The following is a 26,145-nucleotide window of genomic DNA, read 5'->3' on the forward strand; positions in this document are numbered from 1 at the left end:
TTTTTTGAATAATTGATGTGGAATATATAGAATAGAAACAAAAATGCCAACCTTATTGGTTGGCATTTTTTATGCTTTACATATTTTAAACCTTAGGTTCGTCTAAAATCGACATCACGGTATATTGTGTTTTCACACCACCAGGCGTTTCAAACTCAATGTATAAAAACCCAGAATCAACATCATTTGGCTCAGCCTCTTTAGTAATATTAACTGAGACAGAGATTGGCGTTTTTTGTGCTGTATTAACCACGGTGTAATCTGTTAACCCTCTTAATACACCATTGTCGGCAGTAACGCCCACTGTAGTACCCGCAGGCAGTGGATTATTATGAATGTCACTGAAGAAAATAGTCACTGAAATCGCGCTGTAAGGTGTTGAATTGCTGATATCAATAAGGTTTATGTCGCACATACCTGCCATATCAGAAGCTTCTAAGCGAATACCATCACTTAAACTACAGTTATTTAAAGCCGTTACAGCTCTAATGTAAGGTGTACTACCTGACATAACTAACTCTGAACGAGCGCGCACATTTACTGTTTCACGGGTACATGCATTTGCAGCTAGGGCTTCATCACTACATAGTAAGCCATTGTATATACCATCACCACTGTCATACTGGCCATTATCTTGTGCACCTGAGCGTTCCACGTACCACTCATCTTCACCACCATTAGAATCCAGAGGGTTTGTTGGGGCTGGTAAATTCCCATCAAACACCCCATTTTCATTAAAATCTATAAAAGCTTCAGGTAAATCTTGTAAAGTTGAGTCAAACTCGTTTTGATTAAATTCACCGTTGGCAGATACATCATTAAATGACTCTTCACCCACAGAATAAGCAAGCAAACTAACACGCCCACCAAGTGGATAATCAATTGGCGCGTTATTAGGCGCATCAGTTAGCGCAATAGGATCGCCATTGCTATCTAAATAATTAATTAAGTTACCATTTGCGTCGAGTTGTGATTCTCTGATACCTAAAGTACAAGGTGCAGATTGTCCAAAATAACGGTCGCATTTATCTGCAACAGAATTATTGTAAATGCTGTAATGATATGGGACTGGATTTTGGCTACGCCACTGAGCTTTACACACACCGTCTATGGTGCGACAAAGTAATAAAGGTGTAAATTGTTCATCATCAATAGTGCCAACTGCACCACCTTCACTGGCAATATAAATTGCCGTGTTATCTGGTACAAAATTATTAAAATGATCGGCTGCAAATACGGTTAAGTCTGTAGTCACCCCAGCTTCGTTTAATGACTCGGTATTAAAGGTTTGCACTGCAAGCGTGAAACTATCCTGATCTGGAACACCTGTCGTAATAGTAATGTCATTAGAGACAATAGAGATCACACTATTTTGTGAGGTATCGCTACTGTCAATCTGATGTGAGGCAATCACAGATAAAATACCAGCAGCTTTTCCTGAGCGAACGTTTACAGTCACTAAACCTTCATTGTTAGTAAATTGAAATGCGCTATCTAATAAAGCACCACCGGGGTTTTGTGAAAGTGCAAAATCAATTTGCTTTTGACCCACTGGATTTCCATTTACATCTAAGAGCTTAAAGGTGAGCTCTGAATTTTCAGTCAAGGTTTGACCGCCCGCTCCTTTAATAGCTAATACTTGATTAGTCCCCCCCATAAACGCAATTGAACCTGTTTGAGCCGCAGCTACATTGATGTTTATGGTTTTTGTTGCAACATTACCACCTGTAACTACGGTCGCGGTAATCGTATCTATACCATTACAGCCATCAGCTTTGTATGTTGCACTTGCCGTACCACCGATACTCGTTACCACATTATCGATAGTGGCTCTGGGGGTAGATTCTTCTGCGCAAGCAGAAGTAAATTGCACTTCCAGCGGGGTAGTAAATACATTATTACTACCGTCTACAATCTGAGCCGTAATAATCGTGGTAGAGCCGGCAGATAGTACATCACCGGTAGCAATACCTGCGCTTAGATTTACATTTACTTGAACAGCGTTAATTTCAAATAAAGCACTCGCAACTCCGCCCTGTGCGGTTAATTCAACTTGGCCAACACCTGAGCTACTGCCAGGCAATAAATTCAAAATAGCCACACCAAACGCATCAGTTTTAGCCGTTAAGCTTTCAGGTAATAAAATGCCTAGCGTGGTTGTCGCTTGAACTAACACATTGCTGGCTGGCGTATTACTACCAGGTTTTGTGATTTTTGCATAAACAATCGCTTGCTGACCCAGTAAATTACTATTTTGCGAACAATCTGATGGATCAAGTTCAAAAGAATCTCTATCTATATTTAACCAACTATCAGGACAGTTTTGTAAGATTTTAATGTCAATATTTGCAGCATCGTCGTTAGATTGCGGCTCGTCACCGGCGGTATAAAAACCGAGCTTGCTTGTTGAGCCTTCGTAGCTTGCAACAATGGTTCCTGCTCCTTCAACACTGCCTGCACTGAGCTCTATAGTTGCAACACCACTTGTATTTGTTAATGCGCTTGCTGTAGCAGGTATGAAAGAACCAAGTGTTGTAGTAAAACTAACTTCTTGACGAACAACGGGTTGTCCATCACTGTCAGTTACAGTCGCAACGACCTCAAGCGGATTGTTAGCGGTAACGATACGATCTTCAAAATTAAGTTCAACTTGGGTATCTAGTACGGCATTGTCGCCTCCAGTATCCCCACCAACGGTTCCTGTCTTCTCAAGTGAGCCACCACCGCCACAAGCGATGAGTAATGAGCTGAGCAATATAATGCTAAGCAAACGGGTTAAAGGCATATGTTTCTCCAATGCGCTATTACTAAGTTAAACTTATTTACTTAATGTTAACCTATAACTTAGTCTAAAATCTCAGTTTTTTACTTCTTTTTGCGATAAAAATTTTTAAAAAAGTTGACGTTTTTTCTGTAAAAAAAATTACATGCTGTTAGTCTATGCCAAATTTATAAAAAATAGATTGGAAATATGTCTAAAATCCGTTCGATGAGTTTAACTACTCGCATCATGATTGGTATGGTTCTTGGTGTTGCAGTAGGCTTTATATTTCAGGCTATATTAGCTGGTGAAGACGATTACCTAATCCCTCTTGGGTTATTCTCTTTGCCAATTAAAGCCTTTTTTGTTGATGGCCTTTTCCATGTAGGTGGACAAATATTTATAGCTAGCTTAAAAATGCTAGTTGTTCCCCTCGTCTTTGTGTCGCTTGTGTGCGGTACTTGTAGTTTAAGCGATCCTAAAAAATTAGGTCGTTTAGGTGGAAAATCGATTGGTCTATATTTGGTTACCACAGCGATCGCAATCACAGTAGCAATTTCACTGGCGTTACTATTTAACCCAGGTGAAGGGATTGGGCTACCTTCGCAAGCAAGCTACGACGCAAAAGAAGCGCCTACTTTAGCTCGCGTTATTATTGATATGTTCCCAACCAATCCATTTGAAGCAATGGCCAAAGGAAATATGCTACAAGTTATTGTGTTTGCTTTATTATTTGGTATTGCAATGGCACTTAGCGGTAAAGCAGGCAAACGTGTAGCAACAGTATTTGAAGACTTGAACACCGTTATCTTAAAACTAGTTACTTTATTAATGAATATTGCTCCTTACGGCGTATTTTTCTTAATGGCTAAGTTATTTACTACCATCGAACTTAACTTAATTGTGAGCTTAGCTAAGTACTTTGGCGTGGTTGTTTTAGCCCTGTTATTACATGCATTCGTAAACTACACTCTTCTGCTAAAAATACTTACAGGCCTAAACCCGCTTACTTTCTTAGCTAAAATGAAACACACCTGTTTATTTGCTTTTAGTACCTCAAGTTCCAGCGCAACTATGCCTATCACCCTTGAGACTGCAACGAAGAAGCTAGGGGCTAATAACTCTGTCGCTTCATTTACTATACCTTTAGGCGCAACCATTAATATGGATGGCACTGCAATTATGCAAGGTGTGGCTACGGTATTTATTGCTCAAGTATTTAGTGTTGATTTAACTATTTCTGATTACTTAATGGTAATACTAACAGCAACGCTTGCCTCGGTTGGCACAGCGGGTGTTCCTGGCGTTGGTTTAATTATGCTGGCCATGGTACTTAACCAAGTAGGCTTACCTGTTGAAGGAATCGCAATTATAATAGGTGTTGATAGACTACTTGATATGACCCGAACCGCAGTAAATGTAACAGGCGACTGTATGGTAACCTGTGTTGTGGCTAAAAGTGAGGGTGAACTAGATGAAAGTATTTTCAACGACCCTAATGCAGCTAAAGATTTAGAAGACTATCACAAGTCAATTGACTAACAGCTTCTAGCTTAAGTTATAAAAAAAAGCCTTGCTACGTCATTAAGTAACAAGGCTTTTTTTTATGTATAAGCTATGAAATTATTAAGGGTTTAACGCCTTAAATTTTGACATTAAACTCACTCCTGCCTTATTCACACCATGGCTGAGCCCTATTGCAAGCTTATCACTTAGCCCTTTTTTAATTTTATATTGCACCTTGTATATTTGGTGCTGATGTTGCTGCTCTAGTAAGGCATCATCACTGGTTTTAATGGTATCAACTAAGCCTTTTTCAATCGCTTGGGTTGCAAACCAATGTTCACCCGTTGCAACTAAGTCCATATTCAAACTGGGACGCTGTGTGCTCACAAAGGTTTTAAATAACACATGGGTTTGCTCTATCTCTTCGCGAAATTTTTCACGGGCTTTATCGGTATTTTCACCAAAAAGTGTTAGCGTACGTTTAAATTCGCCCGCCGTAATTTGTTCAAAATCAACATCATTTTTCTTCAAGATTTTATTAAAGTTTGGAATTTGTGCAATCACACCAATAGAGCCAACAATTGCAAACGGCGCGGCAATAATATGATCTGCTACACAGGCCATCATGTAGCCACCACTAGCAGCAACTTTGTCTATTGATACGGTTAACTCAATACCAGCTGACTTAAAACGTTGTAGTTGTGATGCAGCTAACCCGTAGCCATGTACCACGCCACCACCACTTTCAAGACGAACTAGCACTTTATCTTTTTTAGGGTCCGCGATTGAAATAATCGCAGTCACTTCTTCGCGCAAACTTTCTACTTCATGCGCATCCATACTACCATTAAAATCAATAACGTAGAGTCGTGATTTAGGCTCATCTTTTTCAGCTTTTTTTTGCTCTAGTTTTTGTTGCTTTTGATAGGCTTTTAACTCTTTTTTACCTAGCGTATTATTTAAAAAACTTTCTTTTATATTGGTAAGTTGCTCCGATAAATCATCAATTTCAATCTCACCTTTTTTTGCTTTTGGCTTAACAGCCGAGCTTACAATTAAGGTTAAAATGACAGCGATAGCAATAACAAAGGTAATGGTTTTAGCAAAAAACAAACCGTACTCGTATAAAAATTCCAACTGTATTCTCCGTTTATAAATTTCAGTCAATTTAGCATGCTTTAAAGCAAAAAAAAGCCACTTAACAGTGGCTTTTTAGACTTAATTGAGTGGTTGGCTACTAATTAGTCACAATATCAGTATCTGATACAGATAATAAACGTCCACGTGATACTAGGTAAGTTGCAATTTGCAATTGCATTTCTGCATTTGCTGCTGCGCTACCCGCTACTGTAGTCGACTGTCTTTCATCTTGCGCCGGTGTTAACACAGAGCCATGATGACCTGTGTTAAATTTAACTAAATAGCTAGAGCCCATCTCTGTTGGCGCTTGAGTTGTACTCACAGTTTCTAACCCCATAAAGTTAGCTAGAGGAACAGTACCTGCAATTGGATTGCTGGCAGTCATCGGCGGAATAACTTGGTCTGGCTTGTTATTCTCTGTGCCATCACCTACCACAACATTCATGTAAACAGGTGTTTCTAGTGCTTTAACCGTTGCAGCATAGTTAGTAGGATCGCCACTATCTAATGCTGTTTGTGCTGCAAATACAAACTGCGTCATTACGCCCTTTATATTAGCTAGTTTATCAGTTTCACCCGCCATAGTTAGCGATGCTGCAAACTCATTAAAGCCGCAGCTCAAGAAGTCCTGCATGTCTGGTAACAAAGCACCACAGTTTGATAAAGCATCAGCGTTTAAGAATGCATTAAACTCATCAGCTTCAGCAGTTCCTGCTTGAGAAAGCACAGAACCTTGAATAAATGGTCCAAATGCTGCTGATTCTAACAAGAAGCTAGCAATACCACCGCCGCCGCTTGCTAATGCTACAGCGTTAACCTTAAATAATGGATCTACTTGTTCGGCTAATGGGCTATTCGTTTGTGCAATAAATGCAGGTGCTACAATTGAGCCTAGTGAATGGCCAATGTAAGATACATCAGTAGAATTTAGTGAACTGTCACCACTGAAATTTAAGCCTAAACGTAGACCAAGTAAGTCAGCACTTGACTGGCGTAAACTATCTCTGGCGACCAGTAAAGAGCTCAAGTTCATGTAGCTAAGTACAGAGCCTGTTGTTGCGTTAAAATCATCGTTACCGTCTACATCAACATCTACACCACGCTCACCATGGCGAGGATGATCAATTGCAACTGTGGCAAAACCCTGTAATGAAAGCTGCGCTGTTAGTGTCAACATGCTTTCTTTTTGCGTGGTAATACCATGTTGCATAATAACTACAGGCCAACCACCTGCTGGGATAGCAGTAAATGGCTCTAAACCTAAACCTGAACGGTATGCATTAACAACCGGTAAAATTGGCTTGGTAATTTGTACTGGCACATTCGCCATGCTTTGCATTTTAGGAAGTGAGTTATATTTAGTTAAGTGTTTAGTGCTATCAAGCCCTAAATCACGAAGCTGTCCATCACTCAAAGCAGCACACATCGCATCGTTAGTGCTAATGGGATCGGTTGGGAACGCTTCACCAGCTTGCGCTTTGTAACCTAAAATAGCAACGGCACTGTCACACATACCTTGCCAGTAAGTATCATTTAGATCACTGATCTCTTTACCCGTAGGTGTACCTAAATACATAGGTAGCTGGATGCTGCCTTTTTGATATTGTGCAACTTGGAATATATCGGGCACGGTAACACCCTGCAATGCAAAAGCTTGTTGTACGTTAGCCATTGGCTGAGTTGGAATTTGCAAAGCAGGGGTTGGAATTGTTGGCTCTGTTAGGCTTGCTGCTAAAACCTTTTTAATCGTGCCAAGCACTGGTCCTGCTGATTGCATTGTCATGGCAGCAGAAAAAATAATATCGTCTTTGGTAATATCACCAGAGCTAACCACTACGTTTTCGTAGCTATTAACAGCCCCTTGCAGCGCAAGTTGTGATGGCGTTACTAAAGGCGCTTCTTGTTTAACAGTGGCATAAGTTGAAGATGGTTCAATCGAGCGACCTTCTGAATCTTTCAGTCCAGTCGTTAACACATTAATGTATGAACTACCGGCTTTAAAAGGCTTAAGTGGGACAATAGCTACTGCGTCACCAGAAGCTTGGGTTACAAAGTCCACGCCAAAGGTCAATTCGCCTACTAATTTACATGCTGCACCGGCTGGTGCTTGCGAACATTCGGCATCAGTTAGGCTTGCACCCATGATAACTTCAAAAATACGTACAGAGCCTGGTGAAGCTGCAGACGTTTCATCTAGACTAATGCCCGGTGGAAAGGTTAGATCAATTTTGAATGGCACTTGAGTAGACCAGCCATCAAGTGCTCCTATTGCTAGTTGCGGATCTGCATAGGCAGTTCTAGGGATAGAAACATTTTCGCTATTTAACTCCCCTGGAATATTTATAGTACCATCTAGGGTGCCACTCATTAATAAATCATTAGGAACCGAAATAACACCATTTGCAGGGTCAAATTTTACCGTCGCTTTGGGAATAACTGTAACTGAATTGTTTTTAACATCTTCTAACGTTTCTCCGCCGCCACAGCCTGCTAATGCAGCTGCAACTGAGAGCGAGAGTAGCATTTTTTTCATAGTGTTCTCCGCACAAATCTTATTTTTATAGTGTGTTTATAGTCAGTGTAATTAAGTTAATTTAATGTAGCTAGTATATTAATGAGACATTAGACCAGTTAAATCTAACTTAAAGTTTCTGGTTTCGCCACCTAAATTTGCAATAAATTCGATTACTTGTCGATTTGCTATGTTAAAATCAATAAAAATTTAAACATTGGTACTTTTATGCATACCTATCAAGCAACTGAAAACGCACTTAAAGACAAAATAATTTTGATCACAGGCGCAGGTGATGGGATTGGCCGTGTCGCAGCTATTACCTATGCAAAACATGGTGCAACCGTTATTTTATTAGGAAAAACAACTAATAAATTAGAATGTGTGTATGACGAAATCATTAATGCTGGCTACCCGCAGCCCGCTATTGTGCCTATGGACATAAAAGGTGCAACTAAACAAAACTATCGTGATTTAGCTGCAACTATCGAGAGCCAATTTGGCCGCTTAGATGGACTATTAAATAACGCAGGTATTTTAGGTACTTTAGGGCCGTTAGAACATTTTTGTTCATCAACATTTGAAAATGTGATGAAAGTAAACGTCACCGCACAAGCGATGATCACTAAAGCACTATTCCCTGTAATGCGAAAGTCAAAGAATGCCTCTGTAGTATTTACTTCTTCGGGTGTGGGTCGCAAAGGAAGAGAGTTTTGGGGACCTTATGCAATTTCTAAATTTGCAGTAGAAGGTATGATGCAAACATGGGCGTGTGAAGTTGAAAAAACGCCAATCCGTGTTAACTGTATTAACCCAGGCGCAACCCGTACATCAATGCGTGCAAGTGCATTCCCGGGCGAAGATCGAGATTTACTGGCGACACCTGAAGATCTGATGCCAACTTATCTGTACTTAATGAGCGATGACTCAAAAGATATCAATGGCCAATCGTTAGACGCACAAGTTAAAAAATAATATTTAGTTTTAAACGTAAAAAAGCCGCTATAAAAAGCGGCTTTATTGTTTTTTTAGTAGCGTAATTACTTACGTTTAGTCGGTTTTACACGTTGATTGTGCTTTTTAACCGCCTTACGAATTTGATTTATTTTAGCGCGCTTATCTTTACGTTTTTCAGGGATAACCGACAGCTTAGTTTGGGTTTCTTTACCAAGTTTAACTGTTTTACGTAAATAGTTAACTGTGTCTAAATCGTACTCAATCCAACCACCTTGTGGTACACGCTTATCAAGCTCTAATTTACCGTAGCGTATACGAATTAGGCGTGATACTTCCACATCTTGTGATTGCCATAGACGACGAACTTCGCGATTACGACCTTCATTAAGTGTTACGTTGTACCAGCGGTTAATTCCTTCACCGCCCATAGGCTTTATGCCGGTAAATTTAGCCGGACCATCTTCAAGCTCTACACCGCGAAGTAAGTTTTTCATCGTTTCGTCAGTCACTTCACCAAATACACGAGCGGAGTATTCGCGCTCAACTTCGTAACTCGGGTGCATTAAGCGATTCGCTAATTCACCGTCATTGGTAAAAAGCATTAGCCCTGACGTATTCACATCTAATCGCCCTACCGCTATCCAGCGGTCACCGTCAATACGGGGTAAACGATCAAATACAGTTCTACGCCCTTCAGGATCTTTACGGGTGCTTAGTTCACCTTCAGGCTTGTTATACATAATCACACGACAAATTCTGTCAGCTTTTTCTTCAATTTTAACAGTGTGACCGTCCACACGAATTAAATCGGTTTCTTCAACCCTGTCACCTAATTTCGCCACTTTACCATTTACACTCACGCGGTTAGCGTCGATGTATTTTTCCATTTCACGGCGTGAACCTACCCCTGCACGGGCTAGGACTTTTTGTAACTTTTCACCTTGTATACTCATTTGGATGGTTCTCTCACAGAAGGATCACTTAATAACTGGGTAATTTTACTTTGCTGTTGCTCTGGCAATGCGGGTAAATCATGAAGTCCCGTTATCGAAAAATAATCTAAAAATTGTTTAGTCGTTGCATAAAGTGCCGGTTTACCGGGTACTTCTTTATGCCCAACTACTTTAACCCACTCTCTTTCAAGCAGAGTTTTAATAATATTTGAGCCAGTTGCTACACCCCGTACTTGCTCAATTTCACCACGGGTAATGGGTTGCTTATAGGCAATTAGCGACAGGGTTTCGAGTAAAGCTCTCGAGTACTTAGGCGCACGTTCTTGCCATAAATTACTCAACCATGGGCTTAAACTACTGCACGCTTGAAAACGATAGCCACTCCCTACCTCAACTAAACGTATTCCACGCGTCTGATAGTGAATTTGAATGGCCTCTACAGCATCATTAATGCGCGCCATAGAAATTGCTAAGTCGTTTAAAACCGTGTCCTTAAGATGACGTTTTGATACGGGCTTGTCTGCCACGAAAATCGCCGCTTCAATGATTTCAATTAATTGTTCATCACTAATTCGCCGACCAACCATAATCACTCTAAAGTTAATAAAAACACACAGCCATCTATTATGACAGAACAACGGCAAACTAGGAAAACATATTAATAAAATAACATTTAATAGGTATAAAAAAGCCAGTGAAAAACACTGGCTTGGTATCAAGTGTATTTAATAATGTAATTTAGCTATTTTTAAATTGCTCAAGTGCATCATCTTCTGCAACAGAATCACCATGCTTTTGGATATAGCTATTAAACTCATTTTTACTTACTCGTTTATCTTTATTGCTGTCCATGTAGCCAAAGTGATTTGAAATATCATCATCGTCAGCTTCAGTAACTGAAATAAAGCCGTTGCTGTCATTATCTAAGCTTTTAAAGTCATTTTCTATTTTATCAAACTTCGCAATATCAGCCTTAAATGCAGACTCACTTACTTCACTATCAGTTGCAACTTTACCAGCATTTAGCTGCATATAAGCGTCATATTCAGTACGACTTATTTGATTATCTATATTTGTATCTATATTTGAAAAGTGTTGCCAAATACTATCATCGTCAGCTTCAGTTTTTGAGATAAAACCATCGCTATCGTTATCTAAGCTTGCAAAATCACTGTCGATTTTTTCTAGACCCTGATTTGAAGAACATGCAGCTAAGCTCAATGCGGCTAAAATAGTAGAAGCTATCGTTAATTTTTTCATAAGACGTATCCTTGTAAATTAATAAATTTCAATTTAAATAATACAAATACGATGCCAGAATTATAATTCAATAAAAACAATAACTTAAAAACAAAACTCTTGTGCAGCGATATTCGACAATGCAATTTTTGCAAACTACTGTGGTAATTTTTGCAAAAAAAAGCTCGGTAAGAACCGAGCTGTTTATATCAAATACGGCAATTTAGATTGCAGCGTCTTGGTAACGCTTTACAAAATCAGTTACGTTTTGGCCATTACACTTTAATGTGTTTAAGTTACCAATTTGCTTACGTACTGGTTGTAAGCCTTGCTTTAATGCAGTCATACATAACTGTGTTTCTTGATGTGAATCTTTTGCAAATACTTCAACTTTAGATGAAGCAACTTGAACCGCTGATTCTTTTTTAGCTATATCGCGGATATCTTGACCATTACATAGGATACTTTTTGAATAACGCGATAAGTACATACCATGCTTTGCAGCCATTTTACGTGCAGCTGAAAAACCTTCATTGGCGCTTACTACACACAAGTTAGACTCTAATTTGTTGTCTTTGCTAAAGTATGTATTGCTTTGTGCAGAAGCAGTAACAGAAACAAAAAGAGAGGCAGCTAAAAGTAATTGAGTTTTCATCAGGGGTAGTCCTATTTGAACGAGTTAAACAAACGATTTCTGCGCATTATATAGACAACTTTTAACATATCAATTGAATATTTTATTTATTTTGTTATTTAATAATGCATTTACAATGTTTAAACATTAAGCAGTAATTGAGCAACAATTGTGCAGTTATTTTCTCATTTGGGTCATGTTATGTCGCTCTAAATGCTGATACAATTTAGCTAACAATGAAAATAAATTTGAAGGTTAACTTTATGAAAGTGATTTCTTTTAATATCAATGGCCTGCGCGCTCGTCTACACCAGTTACAAGCTATTATTGATAAACACCAGCCAGATATTATCGGTCTTCAAGAGATCAAGGTACACGATGAAGCGTTTCCGCTAGATGATGTACAAAATATGGGTTACCACGTTTATTTTCATGGGCAAAAAGCCCATTACGGTGTGGCAATGTTATGCAAAAAAGAGCCTAAATCGGTATTAAAAGGCTTCACTACTGACACCGATGAGTCGCAAAAGCGGATGATTAGCGTCACTGTAGAGCAAGAGAATGGCCGTGACTTACATGTAATGAATGGCTATTTCCCACAAGGCGATAACATTAATCACGAAACTAAGTTCCCGTATAAACGTCAATTTTATCAAGATTTAATGACCCATCTAAATAGCCATTTCACTCCTGACCAAGATGTAATTGTTATGGGTGATATTAATATCTCCCCTACCGATTTAGATATTGGTATTGGTGAAGTAAACGCAAAACGGTGGTTAAAAACGGGTAAATGTTCATTTCAACCCGTTGAACGTGAGTGGCTTGCTACCTTATTAAATTGGGGCTTTAAAGACACCTTTAGAGAACAAAACCCAGAAATTAACGACCAATATTCTTGGTTTGACTATCGTTCAAAAGGATTTGTTGATAACCGCGGCCTACGAATTGATGTGGTACTAGCAACGCATGATTTAGCAGCTCGCTGTATCGACACAGGCATAGATTATGAATTGCGCGCTATCGATAAACCATCAGATCATGCGCCTATTTGGTCAGAGTTTAGTTAATAATTATGTTGAGCGCGCAATTACAAGGGTTACTGTGGATTGTTGTCATCGTTATCGGCTTTTTAAGCGTTAACAAATCAACATACAGTAATTTATTTAATACCCCAGCAAGACAATCAGGTGTGTTTGCCTGTGCACTGGTACTCGCTTTGTTATGGCGTATAAAGGCCGGTATTTTGCCCGGTCTCGATCTGCATATTTTAGGCATTACCGCAGTTACCCTAACATTAGGTTGGCGTCTTGCTATATTAAGTTGTGTACTCGCAACAGCGCTTTTAACTGCTTTTGGACAAATAACACCTGAATTAGTCGCATTAAAACTCATCATTAGTGCCTTTATACCGGTGTTATTCAGCTATTTAGTTTTTATCGTGTGTTATCACTATTTAGCACGGCATTTTTTTATCTATATATTTGTTTGTAGCTTTTTAACAGCGGGTGTCGTTGCCTGTATTAACATTATACTCGGTGGAGCTTTTTATTACGCAATAGGTGAATATAGTTGGCATCAGCTGAGCGAGAATTATATTTACCTAAGTCCTATTTTGGCCTTTCCTGAAGCTATGCTAAACGGTATGGCAATCACTGTACTGATCACCTATCGCCCACATTGGGTAAAAACTTTTTTTGATAAGGACTATTTAGGCTCATGAGTCTTCATTACCATTGCCCTATTTGTAAACAGCCACTGGCACTCAATGATAAAACATTGAGATGCGATAACAATCACAGCTTTGATTTTGCCAAAGAAGGCTACGTAAACTTACTCCCTGTGCAAAACAAAAACTCTAAACAGCCTGGCGATTCGCTGGAAATGGTACAAGCTAGGCGCTCATTTTTAGAACAAGGTTATTATGGCTTTTTACAAACGGCTCTAGCCAATATCGTTAAGCCACTTAATGCTGAAATAGTGATTGATTTGGGGTGTGGTGAAGGATTTTATACTCACGCTATTGCTAACAACAGCCAGGCTAACGTATACGGTGTGGATATATCAAAGTCGGCAGTAAAGTATGCGGCAAAACGTTACAAACAATGCCACTTTAGCGTTGCTTCAATTAGCCAAGCGCCTTTTGATGATCACCTTGCTGACGTTTTGGTTAGTGTATTTGCGCCTTTATTTGACAGTGAACTTGCACGTCTGGTCAAAGATAATGGTTGCTTAATTGTGGCAAGCCCAGGCCCAACTCATTTGAAAGAACTGAAAGATTATATTTATAGCAACGTAAACGAACATACCGAAATAGCAGCACCTGCGGGCTTTGAAAATACATCGCAACAATTAATCACAGAGCAGGTATCGCTTACATTTAACGATGTTAAGAACTTAATTATGATGACGCCATTTGCGTGGAAGTTTAGACCAGAACATTGGCAAGCTCTTGAGCAAAAACAACAGCATAGCGTCACCTTGTCATTTTATATTACGCAATTTACTAAAATTGCTCTTTAGTAAACGTTTTATCCATTTTATCGAACATATCTTTTAGTAATTCGGCAAGCTCCAAATAGCGGGGCTTGTTTTTTCCCATTTGCGCGTCGTAACCGTTAGCAACCATTTTTGCAAATAACTCGTTATACCATTGCTGCATAGCAGGCTCTAATTCAGTTTGCGCACGTTTACCCAACCATAAAAGCCCTTGTAATGGCAAAGAAATAAAAAACAGACTACTGGCAATCGCTTGGGGCAGAAAATCCGAGCCTAAATAATTAATCTGAAAAAACAGGGTCAGCATGGCTAATATTGGCATTACTGTGATTGCAAGCTCAGTGGCTCTGATCACTTTAAATTCTGCAAATAATGGCGCGACCTCTTTACGCATTGGCCATGTTTTAGCATAAGAACGCCCTAATTGAACTTGCGATATCACACTTTTTTGCATTAATAAATCCTCATAGTCTCGGTTTGTAACATTTCAACAAACGTAATACTTATAAAAGTGTAACACAATTATAGCTGCTTTCACTTTATCGGTAAAAATGCTCAATTTCATTAGTAAAACTCACAAAAAGCATAAATTATCGAAAGAATTTCACAAAGCCCTTTTAATAAAGTCTACTACACTTTAGTCTACACTTATTTAAGCCACAAAGGCTTATACATCAACCAAGTGTACTGATTAATACTTAAATGGAAAATGAATCTATGCCAACACTCCCAAATAATCCGAACCATGTTTTGGTACTCAATTGTGGAAGCTCAAGTCTAAAGTTTGCAATTATTGATGCAAACACAGGAAACGACATTATATCAGGTTTAGCGGAGCGCCTAGGTGATAATGCTCCCTCAATTAAATATAAGTTTCAGGGAGAAAAAACCACTATTAAGCTCGCTGCTAACCAAGCACATGCCCAAGCAATTGATACGCTGGTTGATTTAATAAAAGATCACAATTTAGACGATCAATTAGTAGCTGTGGGCCATCGCGTAGTACATGGTGGCGAGCACTTTACCCAATCAGTTTTAATTGACGAAAACGTCATTGCAGGTATTACCCAAGCAGCCACACTGGCCCCCTTACATGGTCACGCTAATTTACTAGGTATTTCATCAGCACAAGCATCATTTAAAGATTTACCACAAATAGCTGTGTTTGATACCGCATTTCATCAAACTATGGATGAGGTTGCTTATTTGTATGCCCTTCCTTATAAGCTTTATAACGACTTTGGGGTTAGACGCTATGGGTTTCATGGCACTAGCCATTTTTATGTAGCAGGTCAAACCGCTAAAATGCTGGCTTTACCTGTTGAAGAAAGTAACTTTATTAGCGCCCACTTAGGCAATGGCTGCTCGGTGTGTGCAATCAAAAACGGTAAAAGTGTCGATACCAGCATGGGCTTAACCCCGCTTGAAGGACTTGTAATGGGTACCCGTTGTGGTGACATTGACCCAGGGTTATTTAACTTTTTAACTACGCAGCTTGATTACACTGCGCAGCAAATTGATGACCTGCTAAATCAAAAGAGTGGCCTATTAGGAATAAGCGAGTTATCAAACGATTGCCGTACTATTGAAGAGGCTGCTATTGCTGGCAACTCGCAAGCCATGCTGGCACTTAATATGTTTTGCTACCGCTTAGCAAAACAAATAGCCGCCTACATGGTACCGCTGCAAAAGTTAGATGCGCTTATTTTTACCGGTGGTATTGGCGAGAATTCCGATATTATTCGCGAAAAAGTACTTACACAGTTAGCCTTTTTAGGTATCAATTTAGACCCTCAAGCAAACCTTGATGCACGGTTTGGCCAAGCTGGATTAATTAGCGCTGCTAATTCAACAAGCAAAGCGGTGGTTATGCCTACCAACGAAGAATGGGTTATTGCACTCGACGCCGCAAACATCACCAAGGAGTTATAATATGGCTCGTCGTATTATGTTGGTACCTATCTCTACAGGGGTAGGTTTAACCTCAGTATCAGTTGGTTTAGTAAGAGCGCTGGAACAAAAGACGGTTAAGGTTAACTTTTTCAAACCTATCGCCCAGCCGCGTGCAGGTGAAACTGGCCCTGAAAAATCGACCCAAATTGTCACTCAAGGCTCACCAATTAAGCCGCCAACACCGTTTGCGCTCGATTACGCAGAGCAAATGATTGGTGATGGTAAAGGTGATGACTTATTAGAAGAAATTGTTGAGCGTTTTCAAAGTAAGATCAACGATGACGAAGTGGCTATAATAGAAGGAATGGTGCCTACTCGTCGCCAACCTTATGCGGGACGCATAAACCGTGAAATTGCGCAAACCTTAGGGGCCGATATTGTATTTGTGCTTACCCCAGGGAATTACAGTATTACCCAAATTGAAGATCGCCTTGAAATTGCTGCCGGAAATTACGGTGGCATAGATCACCCTCGTGTGCTGGGTTGTATTTTCAATAAAGTAAATGCCCCTCTAGATGAAGAAGGTCGTGCTCGCGCTGATTTAGTCGATACTTACAAGCCAGAAGCACTGGATAACGAGCTTAACCGTCTGGCCTCTTTACCTATTTTTAGAAAAAATCCTTTTATGTTACTTGGTGCCATTCCGTGGGATTTTGAGCTGGTAGCGCCACGCGTTAAAGATTTAAGTGCCTATTTAAAAGCCACTATTATTAACGAAGGCGACATGGTGCATCGTCGACTAAGACGCATTACTTTTTGCGCACGCACAGTATCAAATATTCTAAATTATTTTACCCCAGGTGCGTTATTGGTCACCCCAGGCGATCGTTCAGATATATTGGTTGCAGCCTGCTTGTCTGCTATGAACGGTACTAAACTAGGCGCTATTTTGCTCACCGGTGGCTTTGAGCCTGAGCCGCGCATCATGGCGCTGTGCGAACAAGCCATGCAAACAGGGCTGCCTATTTTAGCAACCGAAGGCGACACTTGGCGCACCTCGTTATTACTGCATAACTTTAACCTAGAAGTGCCAAGCGATGATGAACAGCGCATTGAAAAGGTAAAAGATCATAACGCAGAGTATATAGATTCTGATTGGTTAGATACCTTAGCTAAAAGTGTGGGGAAAACCCGAAAACTATCCCCTCCTGCCTTTAGGTATTTATTGACTGAAAAAGCTCGTAAAGCCGAAAAAACAATTGTACTGCCTGAGGGTAACGAACCTAGAACCATTAAAGCAGCCGCTATTTGTGGCCAGCGCGGCATTGCTAAAACAATTTTATTAGGTGATCGTGATGAAATATTACGTATAGCCGAGCAACAAGGCATTGAGCTTAACGAGCATGTAACTGTAATTGAGCCAAGCAGTATCATAAATGATTACGTAGCACCTATGGTGGAAATTCGTAAAAATAAAGGTCTTACCGAAGTAGTTGCCCAAGAGCAACTTCAAGATCACGTCGTACTTGGTACTATGATGCTAGAGCAAGGTAAAGTCGATGGCCTGGTATCGGGTGCGGTAAACACCACTGCCAATACCATTCGCCCACCGTTACAGTTAATTAAAACCGCGCCAGGTTCATCATTAGTGTCTTCTGTATTCTTTATGCTATTGCCTGATCAGGTTTTGGTTTATGGTGATTGCGCTATTAATCCCGATCCTAATGCCGAACAACTAGCTGACATTGCAATTCAATCTGCCGACTCAGCAGCAGCATTTGGTATTGAACCTCGCGTAGCCATGATAAGTTACAGCACCGGTGACTCGGGCAGTGGGGCTGATGTAGAAAAAGTGCGAGCGGCAACTAAACTGGCCCAGCAAAAGCGTCCTGATCTAATTATAGATGGCCCATTACAGTATGATGCAGCGATTATGGAAAGTGTAGCAATTAAAAAGGCACCTAACAGCCCTGTTGCAGGTAAAGCAACGGTGTTTATATTCCCTGATTTAAATACTGGCAACACCACCTATAAAGCGGTACAACGAAGCGCTGATTTGATCAGTATCGGTCCGATGCTGCAAGGGATGCGTAAACCAGTTAACGACTTAAGCCGTGGCGCATTAGTTGACGACATAGTGTATACCATTGCTTTAACTGCCATTCAAGCAGCGCAAGCTGAGGCACTTAATTAACCCCTTTAACTAACATGTCCTTTTTATAGCCTAGCCATTTTTTAATTACTTATTAATAGGTTAGGCTATTTATACCTTACAACCCCCAAGCTTATCCACAGAAATTGTGGACAATTATTTTTTAATTAATAAAAACTTTAACAACGGCTCAGTTTGGGCCTTTAACTTAGATTCAATACTCTATACTATAAAGCTATTATCTTGCTGCTATGGATGGGTTTTATGTCAAAACAAACACTACAATTACACAGCACTGTTTTATCAATTCATAGTTTAGCGCTTGATGCCGACATCCCTCCAGCCCTGTTAAAGCAACCATTATTTTTTATTTCAAAAACGCACGATGAACTCTCGGTCGTTTGCCCTGATGACTTTATAATTGATAGCCAAGATACAGAATCGAATTGGCAAGCATTAGAAGTAATTGGCCCCTTAGGGTTTTCATTAACCGGTATCATGGCAAATATTTCAGGGGTATTAGCAAGAGCAGGCGTGTCAATTTTTTCAATTTCAACCTACGACACAGACTATATTTTAGTAAAAAAGCAAACTGTTAACAAAGCAATGGCTGCTCTCAAAGCCGATGGCTACAACGTGGTAACTTAATTAATAATGAAATCTGAAGACGTTAGCTATTTAACTAAAAATAAAATTGGCCGAAGCGCAATACAAATAACCAGCCCATTCAGTGGCAAAGTTTTGCAAATCGACGCGCATCCTGAAGCTTTTTTCCGCTTTGGAACTTTAGGGCCAGGAATCATGGTCAGCTTAACTAGCCATAAAGTGTTAGCGCCATTTAATGGCACTTTATTACAAGTTAAAAGCGGCGGGTGCGAGTTTATTTTAAAAGCTAAAAATGGCTTAAAAGTATTAATAAACTTAGCTGTTCCTGATTCTCAAACTCTCACGCATACTCATATTGCTCAGCTTAATGGCAGCAAAATAACCAAAGGACAGCGCCTCGCTTACTTTGATTTGCGTGAACTCGATACGCCTATTTTAGCTAGCCTTATCATACTCAATGGCCACGACTTAGGCACTTTTCATTATTCTCACCCGCAGGTCAATGCTGGTGTAGATACCTTATTAACTATTATCAAAAAGAAGTAGGTTTATGATCACTCTCTATGGCATTAGCAACTGCGACACAATCAAAAAAGCAAAAAAATACCTAAGCGATAATGACATCGCGTTCACTTTCCATGACTATCGTAAAGATGGCGTTAATCATAATATGGTTAGCGATTTTGCAGAGCATATTGACTGGGAACAGCTTGTTAATAAACGTGGCACAACATACAGAGCGCTGTCGGATGAGCAAAAGCAAAGCTTAACTAAGCAAACTGCTATCGATATATTGGTTGAACAACCTGCAATGATTAAACGCCCTGTTCTTATTAATGATGGGCAATATCACTTAGGTTTTAAATCAGCACAATACGATGAGATCTTTAAATAATGACCCATCCAGTAATTACCCTAGCCCAAGCTTTAATTCAGCGAGAGTCGGTTACCCCTGAAGATGCAGGCTGCCAACACATGATGAATGAGCGTCTAAGTGCAATTGGCTTTGACATCGAATCGCTCTTTTTTACTGACACGCTCAATACTTGGGCACGAAAAGGTACGCAATCACCACACTTTTGTTTTGCCGGTCATACCGATGTGGTGCCCACAGGGCCTGAAAAAAATTGGCAGCACCCGCCTTTTGCGGGCCTAATTGAAGACGGTTTATTACATGGCCGTGGCGCTGCCGACATGAAAGGCTCACTGGCAGCTATGGTTGTAGCCACAGAGCGTTTTGTATCTAAGCACCCTGATCATAAAGGTTCTATCTCGTTTTTAATTACCTCAGATGAGGAAGGCCCGTTTATTAACGGCACTACCCGCGTAATAGATACTTTAGAAGAGCGCGGTGAAAAAATTGATATGTGTCTTGTTGGTGAGCCTTCATCGCGCGATGTACTCGGTGATGTGGTTAAAAATGGTCGTCGTGGTTCTTTAACTGGTTTTTTAACTATTAAAGGCGTGCAAGGTCATGTGGCTTACCCGCATTTAGCGCAAAACCCAATTCATTTAGCCACACCAGCTTTAACCGAATTAAGCCAAACTGTGTGGGATATGGGTAACGACTTTTTCCCAGCCACCAGCTTTCAAATCTCTAACATTAATGGTGGCACAGGTGCTGGTAATGTGATCCCCGGTGAGCTTGAAGTACAATTTAACTTTAGGTTTAGCACCGAAGTTACTCATCAGCAGCTGCAACAAGAAGTGAACGCGATTTTACAAAAACATAATTTGAATTACGAACTAAATTGGATTGTAAATGGCCTACCGTTTTTAACCGATCACGGTCCGTTAGTTGATGCTACCGTCGCTGCGATTAAATCAGTAACTGGCTTAACCACTAATTTAGAAACAACAGGTGGGACATCAGATGGCCGCTTTATTGCTCAAACCGGCGCTAAAGTAATCGAGCTGGGGCCACGTAACGCCACAATTCATAAAGTTGATGAGTGTGTTAGCACAGATGACCTGATCGCGCTGGCCGATATTTATGAACAAATATTAGAACGACTGTTAACTTAATGACTGCAAATAAAGAACTCATACAATGCATCACCGGACAAAGTGATGCACACCTAGTCGCCATACAAAACCATTATTTGCATACCAATATTGTCAACGACTTTGTTGCACTGCAATCAGCGGCTGCATCCGCTGGCTTTGATTTATGTATTGCATCAAGCTTTCGGGATTTTAATCGTCAATCAGCTATTTGGAATGCTAAATTTTCAAATAAGCGCGTGGTGTTAAATAAAGCGCAACAAGCCGTTGAACTAAATTCACTGAGTGATATTGAAAAATGTACCGCCATAATGCTGTACTCTGCACTGCCAGGGGCAAGTCGCCATCATTTAGGCACTGACTTAGATATTTTTGATAAAAGCGCAGTGAGTGACGATTATGAGTTACAACTAACCCCCGATGAATATCAGCATGGCGGACCTTTTGCCGAACTGAGTCAATGGCTAGACACTCACCTGGCAGAATTTGGATTTTATCGGCCTTATCAGCATGATTTAGGCGGTGTTGCCCCAGAACTTTGGCATATTAGCCACATTGCGCAATCAGAGCAGCTTATGAGGCACCTGTCAGTTGAGGTATTACACAACTGCATTAAAGAGAGTGATTTATTAGGTAAAGACGCTATTTTAACCCATTTACCTGCTTTATATGAACGCTTTGTGCTCAATGTGAGTCCACCAGCTAAGCAGTGTTATTAGTTTTTTTATTTAACGTAAAAACCAATACCGCTAGTAAAATAATACTGCTCGGGAGCATAAATTGCACAGTTAAGGTTTCTGATAAAAACACCGCTCCTGCAATAGCTGCCAAAACGGGCACGCATAACTGCACTATAGCTGCATGCGTGCTTTTTAATAATGGCATAGCCACATACCAAATACTGTAACCAACACCAGATGCTATCGCACCTGAGCCAATGGCAAGTAACACCCCTTCCATACGTACATTCTTAAGCTGGCTCATACCCACCACAATTAAAATAGGTAGCACTAATAAGCTGCGAATAAAGTTATAAGTGGTGGCCCTAAGTGGTGACACACACGCCTTGCCACGAATACTGTATATTCCCCATGCCACGCCACTTATGCTCATTAATACTGCCGCCATTACCGGTGGCGCTGTTTGCGAAGGCAGCATTAAGTAAACAAAAGCCGCAAACGCCACAATAAATGCAAGCCATTGCACAGCGGTTAAGCGCTCTTGCTTATAGATGCCCCAGCCAATCATGGTAAATTGCACCGCGGAGAATAAAATAAGCGCGCCCATACCGGTATCTAACTCTATATAAGCTATAGAAAAACACAGCGCGTATATCAGCAAGCTCACACTGCTTCGCCAGCTTCCGGTATCGTTAATAACAGAACCACTTAATTGTGCATTTTTATTTAACTGCTTTGTATAGAGCAGCATAATAATGGTCAAACACACTGCCCCGCTGAGAAGCCGTATAACAGTGAAATTCCACGCATCAATATAACCTTGAGCTAATGCTAAGCGACACAATAACGAATTGGCAGCAAAGGCAACTAACGCGATAATAGTAAACAGAGTGGCTTTCAAATAAATTCCTAACGTATTGATAAATATGTACCGTATTTATATACGGATTAAATTAGCGTCCATTGTTGTAAACGTTAATATGGTTATTTTTTAATGATAAAGCTTTAATGTTTATACACTACGCTTTTTTACAATCTTTCACACCTACATTTATAAGCCATGTGTTAACCTTATAAAATAGATAAAAGGAGTGCGTGTGCGTCACATTTTAATTTTCAGTTTTTGCTTTATTGTAAGTGGTTGCAGCACTATTGGCTTTAACGACTTGTTTAATGATTATGCCACAAACACCACCCCTGTTAGACAAGCTATTAGCAATAATAATATTGAAAATGCACGCGCCCTTATAAAAAGCAATAGTAAAGCGCACAGTAATTATTTACTGAACCAATTAGAGCAAGGACGTATTGCTGATTTAGCTAATAATCCAGACAGTGCGCAAACATATTTTGAAAATGTCTATCAACAAATGCAAGCTAAACGCCAAGCAGCCAAAATACAAGTAAGTGCAGGGCTTGAGCAAAGCAATGCGCTGTTAACCAACGACTCAGCTATAGGTTATATCCCCCCTGCTTACGAAATGAGTATGTTGCATAGCTACAAAGCACTTAATTATGTTTATAAACGCGATATTGAGAGCGCGTTAGTTGAAATACGCCGCGCTAATAAAGTACAAGTTGATGCACTACTTGATAATCAAAGCGAATTTGATAATGCCATTGCCCAAGCACAGCAACACTACCCAGACATGGATAATTTAACTCGCTCGGTAAAAAATGGCTTTCAAAATGCGTACACGTTTTACTTATCCGGGTTGTTATATGAAAAAGCAAAGCAAGGCGATGATGCCTACATTGATTATAAAAAAGCGCTCGAAATACAACCTAACAATCCGTATTTACAGCAAGATATATTGCGCCTTGCTAAGCAGCAAGGTTTTGCAGATGACTACCAGCAATTTAAGCGACAGTTTGGTGAAGTAAACGCCATAGATAAAAATCAAGGCGAAGTAGTTATATTATTTGAACAAGGCCTTATACCAAAACAGCACGAGTTTAAATTGCGATTGCCCATTTATACTTCGCAGGGGGATGCCCGCTTTTATAGCCTAGCAATGCCAGTTTATATTAATAATGCCTACAGCAGTGCCGTTAATAATTTAAAAGTTGATGACCAAAATTTAGCATTAAGCCCTTTAGTACATTTAGAGGCACTCGCTGCTAAAACGTTAGAACAGCAAGTAGCTGGTCGTGTTTCAAGGCAAATATTACGCCTTGTCGCTAAAGAAAAAATGCGTGCAGAGCTTGCGCGTAGTGCCGGTGATGTAGGGAACATTTTGGCAAACTTGTATAACCTTGCATCTGAGCAAGCAGATACGCGCAGTTGGCTTACCCTGCCTAATCAGATCAGCCTTGTCCGCAGTGCAGTGAAAGCAGGCGAGCATACTTTAAACGTTGGCTCACAACCGCCAATAAATTTTACCGTTAGTAAGCAAGGGTTAACGTTAATCTACCTAACCTCTGTTAATAACTATTTTAACTCCCATGTAGTGCAACTTTAGGAGCCATCATGAAATACATACTTCCCGTTATTGCGCTGTTTATGCTTAGCGCATGTAGCAGCCGACCTGTAACCTCAGGTATTGGGGTTGAGCAAACTGCCAACGCTTATAAAGAGCAGCTCAATGTTAATAACCCACAATTAGCTAAAAAGCTTTTAATCAGTGATGTAAAAACGCGTCAAACAAATAACCTTACCGACGTGGTAGTTACTTTAGCGAGTACCTATAAAAAGTCGCAATACTTACAGTATCAATTTAACTGGTTTGATAAAGATGGCTTTGTTATTAAAGGCAACCACTCACCGTGGCAAGCCCTAACATTATTTGGCTTTGCTAAAACTCAGCTTGCAGGACTAGCACCTAGCTCTAATGCCGTTACCTTCTCATTAGCGGTAAGAGAAGTATCAACCGACGCACAAGAATTTAAAGATTAAAGGAAATCATGATGATCAATAAACAATTTAAATCACTGTCTAGTTATGCAATTTTAGGCTTAGCGGCACTGACACTTTCAGGCTGTGCCAATAAAGCAGTTGTCAGCTATGGTGATGCCCAAGCCGTAGAAACCACAGATATAAACTTTGGCTCTACTGACTTACAAAAAGTTGCCTCGCAAATGACCGACTCTCTGCTTAGTTCGCCTGTGGTTGGTACTATGACCGCCAATACACGCCCTGTGGTATTTGTAGAGCGTATTAAAAATAAAACTAGTGAACACATAGATACAGAATCAATCACCGACTCAATCTCTACACAATTACTGCGTAGCGGCAGATTTAGATTTGTTGATATGACCCGTGTAGAGGCGGTTCGTGAGCAAATTACATTTCAAAACGAAGACGCCTTAGTCAACCCAAGTACTGCGGTGGCTTTTGGTAAGCAAATTGGTGCGCAATATATGCTGTACGGTAACCTATCAAGCATTGTTAAATCTAATGCAGATAAAGCCGATGTGTACTACAAATTTACAATACGTTTAATGGATATGCAAAGCGGTCTTGTCGAATGGGCTGACGAAACTGAAATTCGTAAAACGCGTGAAAAATCAACGTTTGGTTGGTAATAACAGGAGCGAATTATGAAAACGCTTAGCTTAATTTTATGCGCTTTATTAGTAGTAAGTGCCCCAACGTTTGCCAAGTACGAACGAAATAAAGCCGTTCCTGTACAGCAAGTACTATTTGGTAAAGTAAAGTCGGTGCGCACTATTACTGAGCAACAATTAGTACAAGACAAAAGTAACGGCTGGAAAACCTTTGGCGGTGCCTTAATAGGCGGCGTTATTGGTAACCAGTTTGGCGGCGGCAGTGGTCGTACTGTAGCGACTATTTTAGGATCGGTGATTGGTGGTAACGTTGCTCATAATCAGCAGCAAACACAGCGCTATGAAAACACACAGCTCGTTGAATTACTGATACAAGTAGAAAGTGGTGAGCAATTTATGGTGGTACAAGACAGCGATCCCGCTATGCGTTTTCATCAAGGGGATAATGTTCGCCTAATCTACTTAACCAATAACACAGTGCGAGTTGATAGCGCGTATTAAGCTTCTTGCAAGGGTATAGCTGAAAAACAAAAACCTAACTTAGGTAACTAAGTTAGGTTTTTTTAAAGGGTAATTTCGTTTATTTTTAAGCGGGTTCTTTTGCCCAAAGCTGCTCATTTTCATGCATTTCATATAAGCCGTGAGCACGATTTATAAGTAAGTTTGCAAAGTCGGCTTGGGTTTTATCTCGTGCACCCGCTGTAATAATTTGGTCGGCCTTTAACTGCCACTGCAATGAAAAATAACGCATGGCATCACGTGCATCTTTTGCTGCAGACGCTTCAGCGTGATCGGTTGGTAAACGACCTGTAATCACCCAGTAACTCTTACCGTTTTGCGCTTTAAATTTCCAAAGCGCACATAAAGGCGCTAAAAAACGACTTTCTTTTTCAAGCAAGGTTTTAGGCATAATGCCTTTTTCAGCTAAATGTTGTTGTGCATTTTGAAAACACTCGCGCTGCCATTTAATTTCTTGTTGCTGAAGTTCAGCTTGCTGCTCTGGTGTTAATGGTTGTTGTTCTTGTTGCTGCATTTTAATAACCTTTTTACTTCTTTGTTTACACTTTAAGGGCATAACAAATAAGGCGCAAGCATAAATAGC

General features: G+C 40.2%; 26 protein-coding genes. 16 read left to right on the forward strand and 10 right to left on the reverse strand.

Annotated elements, in window-relative coordinates:
- Positions 1–85: 85 nt before the first annotated feature.
- A complete protein-coding gene (locus CWB76_RS00235; protein ID WP_138604866.1) occupies positions 86–2,785 on the reverse strand; it encodes an Ig-like domain-containing protein in 2,700 nt (899 codons plus the stop codon).
- A gap of 186 nt (positions 2,786–2,971) precedes the next feature.
- Between CWB76_RS00235 and CWB76_RS00240 the strand changes: the two genes are divergently transcribed.
- A complete protein-coding gene (locus CWB76_RS00240) occupies positions 2,972–4,303 on the forward strand; it encodes a dicarboxylate/amino acid:cation symporter (RefSeq protein WP_138604867.1) in 1,332 nt (443 codons plus the stop codon).
- Positions 4,304–4,387: 84 nt separating this feature from the next.
- On the opposite strand, the gene sohB is transcribed toward CWB76_RS00240, so the two are convergent.
- Together sohB and CWB76_RS00250 are read right to left on the reverse strand one after the other, a co-directional pair.
- On the reverse strand, positions 4,388–5,404 hold the full coding sequence (gene sohB / locus CWB76_RS00245) for a protease SohB (RefSeq protein ID WP_138604868.1): 1,017 nt from the start codon (positions 5,402–5,404) through the stop codon (positions 4,388–4,390).
- Between the two features lie 100 nt (positions 5,405–5,504).
- Positions 5,505–7,940: a VolA/Pla-1 family phospholipase gene (locus CWB76_RS00250; RefSeq protein ID WP_138604869.1), complete on the reverse strand. Its 2,436-nt coding sequence runs from the start codon at positions 7,938–7,940 to the stop codon at positions 5,505–5,507.
- Between the two features lie 207 nt (positions 7,941–8,147).
- Between CWB76_RS00250 and CWB76_RS00255 the strand changes: the two genes are divergently transcribed.
- Entirely contained in the window at positions 8,148–8,894 is a 747-nt protein-coding gene (locus CWB76_RS00255) for a YciK family oxidoreductase (protein ID WP_138604870.1), read from the forward strand.
- A gap of 65 nt (positions 8,895–8,959) precedes the next feature.
- Here CWB76_RS00255 and rluB read toward each other — a convergent pair whose 3' ends face one another.
- The 4 genes from rluB to CWB76_RS00275 all read right to left on the reverse strand — a co-directional run bounded on the left by rluB (position 8,960) and on the right by CWB76_RS00275 (position 11,723).
- On the reverse strand, positions 8,960–9,829 hold the full coding sequence (gene rluB, locus CWB76_RS00260) for a 23S rRNA pseudouridine(2605) synthase RluB (RefSeq protein ID WP_008110001.1): 870 nt from the start codon (positions 9,827–9,829) through the stop codon (positions 8,960–8,962).
- Positions 9,826–10,416 (reverse strand): SMC-Scp complex subunit ScpB, encoded by a 591-nt coding sequence (gene scpB / locus CWB76_RS00265; RefSeq protein WP_138604871.1) that lies wholly within the window; start codon positions 10,414–10,416, stop codon positions 9,826–9,828. The genes rluB and scpB overlap by 4 nt, the downstream gene beginning before the upstream one ends.
- A 151-nt stretch (positions 10,417–10,567) precedes the next feature.
- Positions 10,568–11,089: an EF-hand domain-containing protein gene (locus CWB76_RS00270; protein WP_138604872.1), complete on the reverse strand. Its 522-nt coding sequence runs from the start codon at positions 11,087–11,089 to the stop codon at positions 10,568–10,570.
- 202 nt (positions 11,090–11,291) lie between these two features.
- Positions 11,292–11,723 carry an exonuclease III gene (locus CWB76_RS00275; RefSeq protein WP_138604873.1) on the reverse strand — a complete coding sequence of 144 codons (432 nt, stop codon included), beginning with the start codon at positions 11,721–11,723 and terminating at the stop codon, positions 11,292–11,294.
- Between the two features lie 242 nt (positions 11,724–11,965).
- Between CWB76_RS00275 and xthA the strand changes: the two genes are divergently transcribed.
- From xthA to rlmA, 3 genes are read left to right on the forward strand one after another with little or no spacing between them, the layout of a single operon-like run.
- The gene (gene xthA / locus CWB76_RS00280; protein WP_138604874.1) at positions 11,966–12,772 is read left to right on the forward strand and encodes an exodeoxyribonuclease III; all 807 of its coding nucleotides are present in this window, start codon (positions 11,966–11,968) and stop codon (positions 12,770–12,772) included.
- A 5-nt stretch (positions 12,773–12,777) separates the two neighbouring features.
- The gene (locus CWB76_RS00285; protein WP_138604875.1) at positions 12,778–13,425 is read left to right on the forward strand and encodes an energy-coupling factor ABC transporter permease; all 648 of its coding nucleotides are present in this window, start codon (positions 12,778–12,780) and stop codon (positions 13,423–13,425) included.
- The gene (gene rlmA / locus CWB76_RS00290; RefSeq protein ID WP_138604876.1) at positions 13,422–14,225 is read left to right on the forward strand and encodes a 23S rRNA (guanine(745)-N(1))-methyltransferase; all 804 of its coding nucleotides are present in this window, start codon (positions 13,422–13,424) and stop codon (positions 14,223–14,225) included. The genes CWB76_RS00285 and rlmA overlap by 4 nt, the downstream gene beginning before the upstream one ends.
- Here rlmA and yfbV read toward each other — a convergent pair.
- Positions 14,209–14,655 carry a terminus macrodomain insulation protein YfbV gene (gene yfbV / locus CWB76_RS00295; RefSeq protein WP_138604877.1) on the reverse strand — a complete coding sequence of 149 codons (447 nt, stop codon included), beginning with the start codon at positions 14,653–14,655 and terminating at the stop codon, positions 14,209–14,211. The genes rlmA and yfbV overlap by 17 nt on opposite strands.
- A gap of 263 nt (positions 14,656–14,918) precedes the next feature.
- Here yfbV and CWB76_RS00300 point away from each other — a divergent pair, with 263 nt between their 5' ends.
- From CWB76_RS00300 to CWB76_RS00330, 7 genes are all read left to right on the forward strand, one after another.
- On the forward strand, positions 14,919–16,133 hold the full coding sequence (locus CWB76_RS00300) for an acetate kinase (protein ID WP_138604878.1): 1,215 nt from the start codon (positions 14,919–14,921) through the stop codon (positions 16,131–16,133).
- A gap of 1 nt (position 16,134) precedes the next feature.
- Positions 16,135–18,288 (forward strand): phosphate acetyltransferase, encoded by a 2,154-nt coding sequence (gene pta / locus CWB76_RS00305; protein WP_054200797.1) that lies wholly within the window; start codon positions 16,135–16,137, stop codon positions 18,286–18,288.
- Positions 18,289–18,510: 222 nt separating this feature from the next.
- Complete coding sequence (locus tag CWB76_RS00310; RefSeq protein ID WP_171039579.1) at positions 18,511–18,894, forward strand: ACT domain-containing protein; 384 nt, start codon at positions 18,511–18,513, stop codon at positions 18,892–18,894.
- A gap of 6 nt (positions 18,895–18,900) precedes the next feature.
- Positions 18,901–19,398: a PTS glucose transporter subunit IIA gene (locus CWB76_RS00315; RefSeq protein WP_138604879.1), complete on the forward strand. Its 498-nt coding sequence runs from the start codon at positions 18,901–18,903 to the stop codon at positions 19,396–19,398.
- 4 nt (positions 19,399–19,402) lie between these two features.
- Positions 19,403–19,747 (forward strand): ArsC family reductase, encoded by a 345-nt coding sequence (locus CWB76_RS00320; RefSeq protein ID WP_054200795.1) that lies wholly within the window; start codon positions 19,403–19,405, stop codon positions 19,745–19,747.
- Positions 19,747–20,877 (forward strand): succinyl-diaminopimelate desuccinylase, encoded by a 1,131-nt coding sequence (gene dapE / locus CWB76_RS00325; protein ID WP_138604880.1) that lies wholly within the window; start codon positions 19,747–19,749, stop codon positions 20,875–20,877. Before CWB76_RS00320 ends, dapE begins: the two co-directional genes overlap by 1 nt.
- Positions 20,877–21,575, forward strand: a complete 699-nt coding sequence (locus CWB76_RS00330; RefSeq protein WP_138604881.1) for a M15 family metallopeptidase — start codon at positions 20,877–20,879, stop codon at positions 21,573–21,575. Before dapE ends, CWB76_RS00330 begins: the two co-directional genes overlap by 1 nt.
- Here the strand turns inward: CWB76_RS00330 and CWB76_RS00335 are convergent.
- Complete coding sequence (locus CWB76_RS00335) at positions 21,559–22,437, reverse strand: DMT family transporter (RefSeq protein WP_138604882.1); 879 nt, start codon at positions 22,435–22,437, stop codon at positions 21,559–21,561. The genes CWB76_RS00330 and CWB76_RS00335 overlap by 17 nt on opposite strands.
- Positions 22,438–22,633: 196 nt before the next feature.
- Between CWB76_RS00335 and CWB76_RS00340 the strand changes: the two genes are divergently transcribed.
- Genes CWB76_RS00340 through CWB76_RS00355 form a run of 4 tightly spaced genes read left to right on the forward strand, consistent with a single transcriptional unit; the run spans position 22,634 to position 25,544 of the window.
- Positions 22,634–23,998: a COG3014 family protein gene (locus tag CWB76_RS00340; protein WP_138604883.1), complete on the forward strand. Its 1,365-nt coding sequence runs from the start codon at positions 22,634–22,636 to the stop codon at positions 23,996–23,998.
- A gap of 8 nt (positions 23,999–24,006) precedes the next feature.
- Entirely contained in the window at positions 24,007–24,432 is a 426-nt protein-coding gene (locus tag CWB76_RS00345; RefSeq protein WP_138604884.1) for a YcfL family putative periplasmic lipoprotein, read from the forward strand.
- Between the two features lie 11 nt (positions 24,433–24,443).
- A complete protein-coding gene (gene lpoB, locus CWB76_RS00350) occupies positions 24,444–25,061 on the forward strand; it encodes a penicillin-binding protein activator LpoB (protein ID WP_502704759.1) in 618 nt (205 codons plus the stop codon).
- 15 nt (positions 25,062–25,076) lie between these two features.
- A complete protein-coding gene (locus tag CWB76_RS00355) occupies positions 25,077–25,544 on the forward strand; it encodes an outer membrane lipoprotein (protein WP_138604886.1) in 468 nt (155 codons plus the stop codon).
- A gap of 85 nt (positions 25,545–25,629) precedes the next feature.
- Here CWB76_RS00355 and CWB76_RS00360 read toward each other — a convergent pair whose 3' ends face one another.
- The gene (locus tag CWB76_RS00360; protein ID WP_138604887.1) at positions 25,630–26,076 is read right to left on the reverse strand and encodes a DUF4826 family protein; all 447 of its coding nucleotides are present in this window, start codon (positions 26,074–26,076) and stop codon (positions 25,630–25,632) included.
- Positions 26,077–26,145: the final 69 nt, after the last annotated feature.

The organism is Pseudoalteromonas sp. S1609 (assembly GCF_005887255.1).
GTDB lineage: Bacteria > Pseudomonadota > Gammaproteobacteria > Enterobacterales > Alteromonadaceae > Pseudoalteromonas.

What these genes read in the sequence shown, in the direction of transcription:
- CWB76_RS00235 (WP_138604866.1), bottom strand. Translation starts at nt 2,785, where the DNA reads ATGCCTTTAACCCGTTTGCTTAGCATTATATTGCTCAGCTCATTACTC.
- CWB76_RS00240 (WP_138604867.1), top strand. Translation starts at nt 2,972, where the DNA reads ATGTCTAAAATCCGTTCGATGAGTTTAACTACTCGCATCATGATTGGT.
- CWB76_RS00250 (WP_138604869.1), bottom strand. Translation starts at nt 7,940, where the DNA reads ATGAAAAAAATGCTACTCTCGCTCTCAGTTGCAGCTGCATTAGCAGGC.
- CWB76_RS00255 (WP_138604870.1), top strand. Translation starts at nt 8,148, where the DNA reads ATGCATACCTATCAAGCAACTGAAAACGCACTTAAAGACAAAATAATT.
- rluB (WP_008110001.1), bottom strand. Translation starts at nt 9,829, where the DNA reads ATGAGTATACAAGGTGAAAAGTTACAAAAAGTCCTAGCCCGTGCAGGG.
- scpB (WP_138604871.1), bottom strand. Translation starts at nt 10,416, where the DNA reads ATGGTTGGTCGGCGAATTAGTGATGAACAATTAATTGAAATCATTGAA.
- CWB76_RS00270 (WP_138604872.1), bottom strand. Translation starts at nt 11,089, where the DNA reads ATGAAAAAATTAACGATAGCTTCTACTATTTTAGCCGCATTGAGCTTA.
- CWB76_RS00275 (WP_138604873.1), bottom strand. Translation starts at nt 11,723, where the DNA reads ATGAAAACTCAATTACTTTTAGCTGCCTCTCTTTTTGTTTCTGTTACT.
- xthA (WP_138604874.1), top strand. Translation starts at nt 11,966, where the DNA reads ATGAAAGTGATTTCTTTTAATATCAATGGCCTGCGCGCTCGTCTACAC.
- CWB76_RS00285 (WP_138604875.1), top strand. Translation starts at nt 12,778, where the DNA reads ATGTTGAGCGCGCAATTACAAGGGTTACTGTGGATTGTTGTCATCGTT.
- rlmA (WP_138604876.1), top strand. Translation starts at nt 13,422, where the DNA reads ATGAGTCTTCATTACCATTGCCCTATTTGTAAACAGCCACTGGCACTC.
- yfbV (WP_138604877.1), bottom strand. Translation starts at nt 14,655, where the DNA reads ATGCAAAAAAGTGTGATATCGCAAGTTCAATTAGGGCGTTCTTATGCT.
- CWB76_RS00300 (WP_138604878.1), top strand. Translation starts at nt 14,919, where the DNA reads ATGCCAACACTCCCAAATAATCCGAACCATGTTTTGGTACTCAATTGT.
- pta (WP_054200797.1), top strand. Translation starts at nt 16,135, where the DNA reads ATGGCTCGTCGTATTATGTTGGTACCTATCTCTACAGGGGTAGGTTTA.
- CWB76_RS00310 (WP_171039579.1), top strand. Translation starts at nt 18,511, where the DNA reads ATGTCAAAACAAACACTACAATTACACAGCACTGTTTTATCAATTCAT.
- CWB76_RS00315 (WP_138604879.1), top strand. Translation starts at nt 18,901, where the DNA reads ATGAAATCTGAAGACGTTAGCTATTTAACTAAAAATAAAATTGGCCGA.
- CWB76_RS00320 (WP_054200795.1), top strand. Translation starts at nt 19,403, where the DNA reads ATGATCACTCTCTATGGCATTAGCAACTGCGACACAATCAAAAAAGCA.
- dapE (WP_138604880.1), top strand. Translation starts at nt 19,747, where the DNA reads ATGACCCATCCAGTAATTACCCTAGCCCAAGCTTTAATTCAGCGAGAG.
- CWB76_RS00330 (WP_138604881.1), top strand. Translation starts at nt 20,877, where the DNA reads ATGACTGCAAATAAAGAACTCATACAATGCATCACCGGACAAAGTGAT.
- CWB76_RS00345 (WP_138604884.1), top strand. Translation starts at nt 24,007, where the DNA reads ATGAAATACATACTTCCCGTTATTGCGCTGTTTATGCTTAGCGCATGT.
- lpoB (WP_502704759.1), top strand. Translation starts at nt 24,444, where the DNA reads ATGATCAATAAACAATTTAAATCACTGTCTAGTTATGCAATTTTAGGC.
- CWB76_RS00355 (WP_138604886.1), top strand. Translation starts at nt 25,077, where the DNA reads ATGAAAACGCTTAGCTTAATTTTATGCGCTTTATTAGTAGTAAGTGCC.
- CWB76_RS00360 (WP_138604887.1), bottom strand. Translation starts at nt 26,076, where the DNA reads ATGCAGCAACAAGAACAACAACCATTAACACCAGAGCAGCAAGCTGAA.